This window comes from Sphingobium estronivorans (assembly GCF_008692605.1).
Lineage (GTDB): Bacteria > Pseudomonadota > Alphaproteobacteria > Sphingomonadales > Sphingomonadaceae > Sphingobium > Sphingobium estronivorans.
This window is the reverse complement of sequence record NZ_LFCT01000025.1, coordinates 86,052-96,495: the sequence shown is the minus strand read 5'-3', so window position 1 is coordinate 96,495 and position 10,444 is coordinate 86,052. Positions and strand designations below refer to the sequence as shown.

Annotated in this window: 6 protein-coding genes; 3 read left to right on the top strand and 3 right to left on the bottom strand. The window is 64.1% G+C overall.

Annotated elements, in window-relative coordinates; translation table 11 throughout:
* Positions 1–96: 96 nt before the first annotated feature.
* Genes F7P65_RS17260 through F7P65_RS17250 form a run of 3 tightly spaced genes read right to left on the bottom strand, consistent with a single transcriptional unit; the run spans position 97 to position 5,757 of the window.
* Positions 97–1,473: an efflux transporter outer membrane subunit gene (locus F7P65_RS17260; protein WP_150293855.1), complete on the bottom strand. Its 1,377-nt coding sequence runs from the start codon at positions 1,471–1,473 to the stop codon at positions 97–99.
* Positions 1,470–4,613, bottom strand: coding sequence for an efflux RND transporter permease subunit (locus tag F7P65_RS17255; protein ID WP_150293853.1), 3,144 nt, complete (start codon positions 4,611–4,613; stop codon positions 1,470–1,472). The genes F7P65_RS17260 and F7P65_RS17255 overlap by 4 nt, the downstream gene beginning before the upstream one ends.
* A gap of 13 nt (positions 4,614–4,626) precedes the next feature.
* On the bottom strand, positions 4,627–5,757 hold the full coding sequence (locus tag F7P65_RS17250; protein ID WP_205452134.1) for an efflux RND transporter periplasmic adaptor subunit: 1,131 nt from the start codon (positions 5,755–5,757) through the stop codon (positions 4,627–4,629).
* 245 nt (positions 5,758–6,002) lie between these two features.
* Between F7P65_RS17250 and F7P65_RS17245 the strand changes: the two genes are divergently transcribed.
* The 3 genes from F7P65_RS17245 to F7P65_RS17235 all read left to right on the top strand — a co-directional run bounded on the left by F7P65_RS17245 (position 6,003) and on the right by F7P65_RS17235 (position 10,427).
* On the top strand, positions 6,003–6,758 hold the full coding sequence (locus tag F7P65_RS17245) for a response regulator transcription factor (RefSeq protein ID WP_150293851.1): 756 nt from the start codon (positions 6,003–6,005) through the stop codon (positions 6,756–6,758).
* Between the two features lie 18 nt (positions 6,759–6,776).
* Entirely contained in the window at positions 6,777–8,138 is a 1,362-nt protein-coding gene (locus F7P65_RS17240) for a sensor histidine kinase (protein ID WP_150293849.1), read from the top strand.
* 345 nt (positions 8,139–8,483) lie between these two features.
* Positions 8,484–10,427 carry a PrkA family serine protein kinase gene (locus tag F7P65_RS17235; protein WP_150293847.1) on the top strand — a complete coding sequence of 648 codons (1,944 nt, stop codon included), beginning with the start codon at positions 8,484–8,486 and terminating at the stop codon, positions 10,425–10,427.
* Positions 10,428–10,444 lie beyond the last annotated feature (17 nt).

Sequence of the window (10,444 nt, the reverse complement as noted above, 5' to 3'; positions counted from 1 at the left end):
AGCGCGCGACATGGCCTGAGACCCCGGCGTGCGCTGGGGTGACGATGGGGGTGTTGGCGTGACGGAGGGGCGGCGTCAGCGAAGCACCCAAATCCGTCACGCACCTGCAAAATCAGCCCCGACGACCCGGTAGAGAAGAATCCGGTTCTGGATCAGCGCCAGCCTCGTCGCGATGGCGCTTTGCTGGGCGCCGTAGAGGCTTCGCTGGCTGGTCAGGCTGTTGAGGAAGGTGTCGATGCCCGCCCGATAGCGTTCGTCGGCCAGCGCGTAGCTGCGCTGGTTGGCGAGGACGAGGCGTTGCTGGGCGGCTTGCTGGTCGTCGATCGTGCCTTCGCGGGCGAGGGCGTCGGACACTTCCCGGAAGGCGGTCTGGATCGCCTTTTCATATTGGGCCAGAGAGAGGTCGCGCTGCGCCTTGCTATAGTCGAGATTGCCGCGCGCGGCGCCGCCGAAGATCGGCACGCCTGCGGACGGCGCGGCGGACCAGGCGAAGGCGCCGCCGGTGAAGAGCGAGGACAAAGCCGAACTCGCGACGCCGATGGCGGCGGTGAGGCTGATCTTCGGGAACATGGCGGCGCGGGCCGCGCCGATGTCGGCATTGGCGGCCTTGAGCTGATGTTCCGCCTGAAGCACGTCCGGGCGCTGGAGCAGCACGTCGGAGGACAGGCCTGCGGGCGCCTTCGCAATGCTGGCGGTCAGGCTTTCCAGAGAAGCGGGAAGCAGGGCATCCTCCACCGGCGCGCCGACCAGCAGGTCGAGGGCGTTTCTGTCTTGCGCCACCTGTGTCACATTGGCGGCGATGTCGCTGCGCGCCTGTTCGACCGTCGTTTCGGCCTGATGGACGTCGAGCTTGCCGATCAGTCCCGAACGGTTGAGCGTCCGGGTGAGATCGAGTGTGCGTTCGGCGCTGGTCAGGGTCTGGCGGGAAAGGGCGAGCAGTTCCTGATCGGCGGCGAGCGTGGCATAGGCGCTGGCCGTTTCCGCGACCAGGGTGATGCGGGTGGCGCGGGCGCCTTCCTCCGTCGCCAGATAGGATTCGAGGGCGGCTTGGGTCAGGTCCTTGACGCGGCCGAACAGGTCGATCTCGAACGCGCTGAAGCCGATGTCGGCGCTGTAGCTGTTCTGCCGCTCGTCGTTCTGGCGTGAAAAAGTGGCGGCGGTGGCCCCGGTGACGGCGGGAAGCTGGGCGGCGCGCTGGACCCGATATTGGGCGCGGGCCGACTGAACATTGGCCAGGGCGGCGCGCAGGTCGCGATTATTGGCGAGCGCCCGCTCGATCACGGTCTTGAGGCGCGGATCGCCGATCAGCGCGGTCCACGGCAGGCCGGGCCTTTCCGCCGCTGCTGCCGGCGCATAGGCCGGACCGCTGGGGAAGCTGGCGGGCACGGGCGGCGCCGGGCGGATATAATGCGGCGCCATGTTGCAGGCCGACAGCGCCGCCATGGAGGTCAGCGTGAAAAGGGCGCGCTTCATGTCGGAACCTCCGCGCCGGGAGCGTCGGCGGGCGGATCGGTCCTGCGGCTGAAGATGCGCATGATCGTCAGGAAGAACAGCGGGACGTAGAAGATGGCGAGAACCGTCGCGGTCAACATGCCGCCGATCACCGCCGTGCCGATGGCGACGCGGCTCTGCGCGCCCGCTCCGGTGGCGATGGCGAGCGGTATGACGCCAGCGATGAAGGCGAGCGAGGTCATCAGGATCGGACGGAAGCGCAGGCGCGCGGCCTCCAGCGCGGCGGACATGGCGTCCTTTCCTTGCAGATAGGCGAGTTCGGCGAACTCCACGATCAGGATCGCGTTCTTCGCGGCGAGGCCCATGGTGGTGAGCAGGCCGACCTGGAAATAGATGTTGTTCTCCAGCCCGCGCAGCGCCACCGCCAGCACCGCGCCGATCAGGCCCAGCGGAATAACCAGCAGCACCGCGAGCGGGATCGACCAGCTTTCGTAGAGCGCGGCGAGGCAGAGGAACACCACCAGCACGGAAAGACCGTAGAGCAGCGGCGCCTGTCCGCCGGAAAGCTGCTCCTGATAGGACAGGCCGCTCCAGGCGAAGCTGGTGCCGGGGGGGAGCTGTTTCTGGAGCCTCACCATCTCGTCCATCGCCTCGCCCGAACTGGCGCCGGGCGCGGCCTGACCCTGGATTTCATAGGAGGACTGGCCGTTGAAGCGCGAGAGGGTGGTCGGCCCCATCGTCCAACGGGCGGTGGCGAAGGCGGAGAAAGGCACCATATCGCCCGTGGTGCTGGATCGCACCTGCCAGTTGTCGAGATCGGTCGGCAGGGCGCGGAAGGGCGCATCGGCCTGCATATAGACGCGCTTCACCCGGCCGCGGTCGACAAAATCGTTGATATAGGTGCTGCCCCAGGCAGCGCTGAGCACATTGTTCACGCTGCTCTGGGTCAGGCCCAGAACCGCGAGCTTTTCGGAATCGATGTCGACCTTGAGCTGGGGCGTGTCCTCCAGCGTGGCGGCGCGTACGCCGGCGAGCTTGGGACTGTCTCCGGCGGCCTTCATGAGCTGGTTGCGCAGGGCGAGGAAGCGTTCGCGGCTGAGGCCGCCGCTGTTGAGCAGTTCGAAGGTGAAACCGTTCGACTGGCCAAGCCCGCGAATGGGGGGAGGGGTCATGGCCAGCGCCTTGGCATCGCGGATCGCGGCGAGTTGCTTCGTCGCGCGGTTCGCAATGCTGGTGGCGTTGTTGGCCGTCCCCTTGCGCTCGTCCCACGGCGCCAGGTTGACGAAGCCCTGAGCGGTATTTTCGCCCTGTCCGGCGAAGCTGTACCCCTGCGTCACGAAGATGAAGGCGACATTATCCTTTTCATCGTCAAGGAAATAATTCTGGATACGGTCCAGCGCCGCGCCCGTGCGGGAGGATTTGGCGCCGGCGGGCAGCGTGACCTGCACCATCACCTGTCCCTGGTCCTCCACCGGCAGGAAACTGGTCGGCAGACGCACGAACAACAGCCAGAGCAGGGCGAGAATGACCGCATAGCCGATCCAGAAGAAGGCGCGGCGGCCGATGAATCCGTTCAACCGCGTCATATAGCCGCGCGTGACTCGCTCAAAGAACCGGTTGAACTTGCCCGGCCATCCGCGGTCGCGATGCTCCTCCGCTATGGGTTTCAGGATCGTGGCGCAGAGCGCGGGCGAGAGGATCAGAGCCACCACCACCGAAAGCAGCATCGAGGATACGATGGTGATCGAGAATTGCCGGTAGATGACGCCGGTCGAGCCGCCGAAAAAGGCCATGGGCAGCAGCACGGCGGACAGGACGAGGGCGATGCCGACCAGCGCGCTGCCGATTTCCTCCATCGATTTGATCGTAGCCTCGCGGGGGCCAAGCCCTTCTTCCTCCATCAGGCGTTCGACATTTTCGACCACGACGATGGCATCATCGACCAGCAGGCCGATGGACAGCACCATGCCGAACAGCGTCATCGTGTTGATCGAATAGCCGAACAGCGCCAGCACGCCGAAGGTGCCGAGCAGCACCACCGGCACGGCGATGGCGGGCACCAGCGTCGCGCGCCAGCTTTGCAGGAAGACGAACATCACCACGACGACCAGTCCCACGGCTTCGATCAGCGTCTGGACGACTTCCTCGACCGACAGCTTGATGAAGGGCGTGGTGTCGCGCGGATAGTTGACGGTATAGCCATGGGGCAGGTTGGTGGACAGCTGTTCCACCTTTGCCTTGACCAGTTCGGCGGTCTTGAGCGCGTCGGCACCGGGCGCAAGCTGGATCGCCATGCCCGAGGCGGGATGGCCGTTCATGCGCGCGGAGGATGTATAGCTTTCATTGCCCAGTTCGACCCGCGCCACGTCGGACAGGTGGACGACGGAGCCGTCGCTCTGCGTCTTGACGACGATGTTGCGGAATTGTTCGGGGGTTTGCAGCCGGGCCTGGGCGGTGACGGTGGCGTTGATCTGTTGCCCTTCCGGGGCCGGATCGGCGCCGATCTGACCGGCGGACACCTCGACATTCTGGGCCGCGATGGCGCTTTGCACATCGGACGGCATCAGCTTGACGGTGGCCAGCTTATAGGGGTCCAGCCAGATGCGCATCGCATATTGCGAACCGAAGATCTGGGACGATCCGACGCCGTCGATGCGGGCAAGCGGGTCCTGGAAATTATTCACCAGATAGTCGGCGATGTCGGCCTGGGACGCGGTGTCGGTCTTGTCGTACAGCCCGACCAGCATCAGGAAGTCGGTCTGCGACTTGGTGACGGTCAGGCCCTGTTGCTGCACCGCGTTGGGCAGGCGGCTGAGCGCCTGCTGCACCTTGTTCTGCACCTGCACCTGGGCGGTATCGGGATCGGTGCCCTTCTGGAAAGCGACCGTGATCCGCGCCTGACCGTTGGCGGTCGAGGTGGCGGAGAAATACATGAGGCCGTCAATGCCGGTAAGCTGCTGCTCGATGACTTGGGTGACGCTGGTTTCGACCGTTTCCGCCGATGCGCCGGGATAGGTGGCGCTGATATTGACGGAAGGCGGGGCGATGTCGGGATATTGGGCGATCGGCAGGGTCAGCATCGCGCCCAGACCGGCCAGCATGATGCCGATGGCGATGACCCAGGCGAAGATCGGCCTTTCGATGAAAAAGCGGCTGAGCAAGGTCCGGCCTCCCTTACTTCGCGGCCTGATCGACCGGGACGGCCTTCACCGCGTCGCCGGGCTGCACCTTGTCGGTGCCTTCGACGATCAGCCGGTCGCCCTTTTGGAGTCCGCCGGTGATCAGCCATTTGTCGCCCACCGCCTGCGCGGCGGTGACGATGCGGCGTTCGACCTTGCCTGCCTTGTCGACGACGAGCGCGGTGGCGTTGCCCTTGGGATCGCGACTGATGCCCTGCTGCGGCGCGAGGATGGCGTTCGGGACGACCGATTGCGGCGCGACGACGCGCACGAACATGCCGGGCAGAAGCAGGCTGTCGGGATTGGGGAAGCGGGCGCGCAGGGTGATCGTGCCGCTGTTCGGATCGACGATCGGTTCGGCGAATTCGATCCGGCCTTCCAGCGGATAGTCGGTGCCGTCGTCTAGCTTCAGGCGGATGGTGGCGCTGGCGGGCAGGGCCTTGCCCGCGGCGAGGGCGCGGCGCAATGCAAGCAGCTTCGCGCTGGACTGGGTGATGTCGACGAAGATCGGGTCGAGTTGCTGAATGGTGGCGAGCGCCGTCGCCTGACTGGCTGTCACCAGCGCGCCGGGCGTGACCGTGGAGCGGCCGATGCGTCCGCTGATCGGCGCGCGGACCTGGGTGAAATTGAGGTTGATGCCGGTGGTCTGGAGCGTGGCGCGGGCCTGGTTCACCGCGGCGGCCGCCTGACGCGCGGCGGCGATCACATCGTCGCGATCCTGCGCACTGACGGCCTCGCTTGCGCCGAGGGTGCGGTAGCGATTGGCCTTGGCCTGGGCGGCGGCGGCGGTCGCCTGCGCGCTGGCCAGCGTCGCCTGCGCCTCGTCACGGGAAGCGCGATAGAGCGAAGGGTCGATCTGGTAGAGCGGCTGGCCCTCCTTCACGAAGGAACCCTCGGTAAAGAGGCGTTTCTGGATGACGCCCGCGACCTGGGGCCGGACTTCCGACATCATGGTGGAGGCGGTGCGGCCCGGCAATTCGGTCGAAACGGTTACATTCTGCGTCGTCAGCGTCACTACCCCAACCTCGACCGGACCTTTTTTCGGCGCTTCCTTATGACCGCAGGCGGCGGCCAGGACGCACAGCAGGATGGGGGCGGTCCGAAGGGCGGAGAACGGGCTGGGCATGGTCGGCGGACGGGTCCAAATCGTGAGGAAGAAAACTTCGCCCGGCGCAAGGGGGAGGGGAGGGACGCGCCGGGCGAAGACCGGCGCCATCGCGGGCGCCGATCATGTCCTCATGATCCTTCGGCACGGCGCATGGTAGCGCGACTTATTGTCCCGATGGATCAGTCTGTAGCGGATTGTATCTTTATGTATCGGTGCGGGCGGCGGACGCAGACTTGGCGCGCAAATGGCGTTAGAAGGGGATCATGCCCGATCTTTCCCGTTCGCCCTGCGTGATTGTTGTCGATGACGATGAGGATATTCGGGATCTGATCGTCGGTCAGTTGACCCACGAACATTATGAGGTGCTGGCGGCGGGCAGTCTGGGCGAACTGCATGCAGCCATGGCGGAACGGACGATCGACCTGATCGTGCTGGACCTCAACCTGCCCGATGGCGATGGCCTGTCGCTGTGCCGGGAATTGCGCGCCCAGGGCAAGTCGACGCAGATCATCATGGTGACGGCGAGGGGCAGCGCCATCGACCGGGTTCTGGGACTGGAACTGGGTGCCGACGATTATCTGACCAAGCCGTTCGAGCCGCGCGAACTGCTGGTGCGCATCCGTAACCTGCTGCGCCGGTCGCGGGGCGAAGAGATGGCGCAGCAGAAGGCGGCGCGGATCGCCCGCTTCGGTCCGTGGCGGCTGGATCTGTTCCAGCGCCGGCTGATCGCCAGCGACGATCGGCTGGTGATGCTGTCTTCCGCCGAGTTCCGGCTGCTGTCGCGCTTCATCGAGGAGCCGAATATCGTGCTTTCGCGCGAGGAACTGGTGCCCGAAAGGCGAGCAACGGCCGCCTTCGACCGCTCGATCGACCTTCAGGTCAGCCGGTTGCGGCAGAAGCTGGGAGACGGGTCGGCAGAGGGATCGGCCGGGGGGTCGGCCGGGGGATCGGGCAGCGGGCTGATCCTGACCGTGCGCGGCGAGGGTTATGTGCTGGCGAGCACGGTGACCTATGAGTGAGGGACGGAAGACGAGCGCATGATCGCTGCGGTGCTGGCGCGGGTGCGCAATTTCTTCCGGTCGCTGGTGGGGCATATCTTCCTGCTGCTGACGGTCGGCATGACGGCGGCGGCGGTAGTGGCGCTGGGCATCGCGGAACAGACCCGCCATCTCGATTTCGAGCGCTGGCGCCTGCAACGCGTCGTCGCGAGCGCCGCCGACATCGCCCAGCGGCTGAGCCACGATCCGGTCAGGATCGAGGCGATGCTGAACGACAAGCAGATCATGGGGGCCAGGATGGCGCCCGGCGGCATTGCCCTGGCCGAACCCGATCCGGCGTTGGCGGGCGCGTTGAAGGCGCGGTTCGGCGCGCATTCCGACCCCGAGGCAGGGCAGGTCCCCGCGGGACTGTGCTTCCCTTCCACCAAGGTCGATCGGGCGGCGGGTCTGATCGATGCGCCCAGGCCCGATTGCTGGGTAGTGCGCTTCACGGACGATACGGGCGAGCGGCGGTCGCTGGCGCTTTATCTGCCGCGTCTGGTCAAGCCGCCCAGCACCCTCGCCAACCCGGTCTCTCTGCTGTTGATCCTGCTGTCTTCGGCTGGGCTGGCGATCGTCGTCGCCCGCTTCGTGGCCAAGCCGCTGCGGCGGCTGGAGCAGGCGGCTGGGGCCTTTTCCGTGTCGCTCGATGCGGATGAAATCCCCGAACGCGGTCCGGAAGAGGTGCGGGCGGCGCTCTCCACCTTCAATCTGATGCAGCGCCGGGTCAGGGCCGGTTTTGCCGAACGCACGCAATTGCTGGCGGCGATCAGCCACGACCTCCAGACGCCGCTCACGCGGCTGCGGCTGCGGCTGGAACTGGTGGAGAATGAGGAACTGCGCGCCAGGCTGTTGCAGGATCACCAGGCAATGATGACGCTGGTGCGCGAGGGGCTGGATCTGGCCGCGAGCACGGAGTCGCAGGAGGACTGGTCCGTCATCGACATGGATTCGCTGCTGATCAGCATGGCCGAGGATGCGCAGGACCTTGGCGCGCCGGTGCGGTTCCTGTCCGGCTGCGGCGGCACCGTCCGGGTCAAGCCCAACGCGCTGACCCGCTGCATCGCCAATCTGGTGGATAATGCGGTCAAATATGGCGGCAGCGCGGATATTCGCTGCAAACGGCAGGCCGGGCGGGTGCTGATCGATGTCCGCGATCATGGAGCGGGCATTCCGCAGGATCAACTCGATCAGATGTTCGAACCGTTTACCCGCGGAGCGGCCGGGCAACCGGGCGGGCGGCCCGGGACCGGCATCGGCCTGACCATCGCGCGGTCGCTGGCGCTGAGTTTCGAGGCGTCGGTCCGGCTGGCCAATGCGCCCGGCGGCGGGCTGATCGCCACCGTCGACATGAAGGCCTGAGGGAACTTCGGCAGGGTTGGGGCGATTGTTCCCAATAGCCCCTTTCCTCTGACGGTTTCAGGTGACACTATGGGCAAATCGCGGCGGGGGATCGTCGCGCCGATTTGAAGATGCTGCACGATGCCGGCGTGGCTGAAATAATGTCACCCGCATAAACGATAGTCGTGCATCAACCGGAACTGCACCTGCATGACCGGATAAGCATCGTGCGTTCTTTCGACAGAACTTTGCAGATTAAAATTTGGACATATTGAGATTTTTATATTCGTCTCTTTCTATTTCACTGTTTTTACAGACCATAAGGGTCTATATTCATTTTCATGGCTACTTTAGCGGGAGTCGCCAGTGACAAAGAATGAGCTGTTTTCCAGCTTCACGCGGAAATATGACGACCGGCGTCAGGCCGAAATGTCCGTCGAGGATTATCTGCTGGGATGTCGCAACGATCCACTGATGCATGCATCGGCGCCCGAAAGGCTGCTCGCCGCCATTGGCGAGCCGGAGATCATCGATACCTCGCGGGATCAGCGGCTCGGCCGGATTTTCATGAACCGGACGATCCGGCGTTATCGCAGCTTCGCCAATTTCTATGGCATGGAAGGGACGATCGAGCATATCGTCAGCTTCCTGCGCCACGCCAGCCAGGGGTTGGAGGAACGCAAGCAGATCCTCTATCTGCTGGGGCCCGTGGGCGGCGGCAAATCGTCGCTGGCGGAACGGCTGAAAGCGCTGATGGAGGTGCATCCCATTTATGTGCTGAAGGCAGGGGAGGAGATCAGCCCGATCTTCGAAAGCCCGTTGGCGCTGTTCGATGCCGAGCAGCATGGCGACTTCATCGAGGAAAATTATGCCATTCCCCGGCGGCGTCTGACGGGCATGATCAGCCCTTGGTGCCGCAAGCGGCTGGACGAGTTCGGCGGCGATATTTCGCAGTTCAAGGTCCTCAAGATGATGCCCTCGCGCATGCGGCAGATCGCCATCGCCAAGACCGAGCCGGGCGACGAGAATAATCAGGACATCAGCTCGCTGGTCGGCAAGGTCGACATCCGCAAGCTGGAGATGCTCTCGCAGAACGACCCTGACGCTTACAGCTATTCCGGCGGCCTCAATCGGGCCAACCAGGGGATGCTGGAATTTGTCGAGATGTTCAAGGCGCCGATCAAGATGCTTCACCCGTTGTTGACCGCGACGCAGGAGGGCAATTATATCGGCACGGAGAATATCGGCGCCATTCCCTATAATGGGATCATCATGGCGCATTCCAATGAATCGGAATGGGCGAATTTCAAGAATAACAAGAATAATGAAGCCTTTATCGACCGTATTTACGTCATCAAGGTGCCCTATAGCCTGCAGGCGACCGAGGAGCGGCAGGTTTACGAAAAGCTGCTGAGAGAATCCGACCTCAGCAAGGCGCCGTGCGCGCCGGGGACTCTGGACATGCTGGCGCGTTTTTCGGTGCTGACGCGACTGCGCGAGCATGAGAACAGCAATCTCTATTCCAAGATGCGCGTCTATGACGGAGAAATGCTGCGGGAGATCGATCCGCGCGCCAAGAGCATCCAGGAATATCGCGACGCGGCGGGCGTGGATGAGGGCATGTCGGGCATTTCCACCCGCTTCGCCTTCAAGGCGCTGTCGGCGACCTTCAACCATGACACGATCGAGATCGCCGCCGATCCCGTGCACCTCATGTATGTGCTGGAAGGCATGGTGCGGCAGGAGCAGTTCCCGGCAGAGGTGGAATCCCGCTATCTGGAATATATCAAGGGCGAGCTGGCGCCGCGCTATGCCGAGTTCATCGGCAATGAGATCCAGAAGGCCTATCTGGAATCCTATAATGATTACGGTCAGAATCTCTTCGATCGCTATGTCGCTTACGCCGACGCTTGGATCGAGGATCTGGACTTCAAGGACCCGGATACCGGCCAGCTTCTGGACCGGGAGGTCATCAACCAGGAACTGACCAAGACCGAAAAGCCCGCGGGCATCGCCAATCCCAAGGATTTCCGCAACGAGGTGGTGAAATTCGCCCTGCGCATGCGGGCCAGCAACGATGGGCGCAACCCGAGCTGGACCAGCTATGAGAAAATCCGCGAGGTGATCGAAAAGCGGATGTTCAGCCAGGTCGAGGATTTGCTGCCGGTCATCAGCTTCGGGACGAAAAAGGATGGCGATACCGCCAGCAAGCATGACGAATTCGTCGCGCGAATGACGGAAAGGGGCTATACTGAGCGGCAAGTGAGACGGCTTGTCGAATGGTATATTCGGGTCAAGCAGGCCGGTTGATGGAGGGCAACTGAGCC

Bases quoted from the DNA above. Each gene is read 5' to 3' on its own strand.
- F7P65_RS17260 (WP_150293855.1), bottom strand. From the start codon at position 1,473: ATGAAGCGCGCCCTTTTCACGCTGACCTCCATGGCGGCGCTGTCGGCC.
- F7P65_RS17250 (WP_205452134.1), bottom strand. From the start codon at position 5,757: ATGCCCAGCCCGTTCTCCGCCCTTCGGACCGCCCCCATCCTGCTGTGC.
- F7P65_RS17245 (WP_150293851.1), top strand. From the start codon at position 6,003: ATGCCCGATCTTTCCCGTTCGCCCTGCGTGATTGTTGTCGATGACGAT.
- F7P65_RS17240 (WP_150293849.1), top strand. From the start codon at position 6,777: ATGATCGCTGCGGTGCTGGCGCGGGTGCGCAATTTCTTCCGGTCGCTG.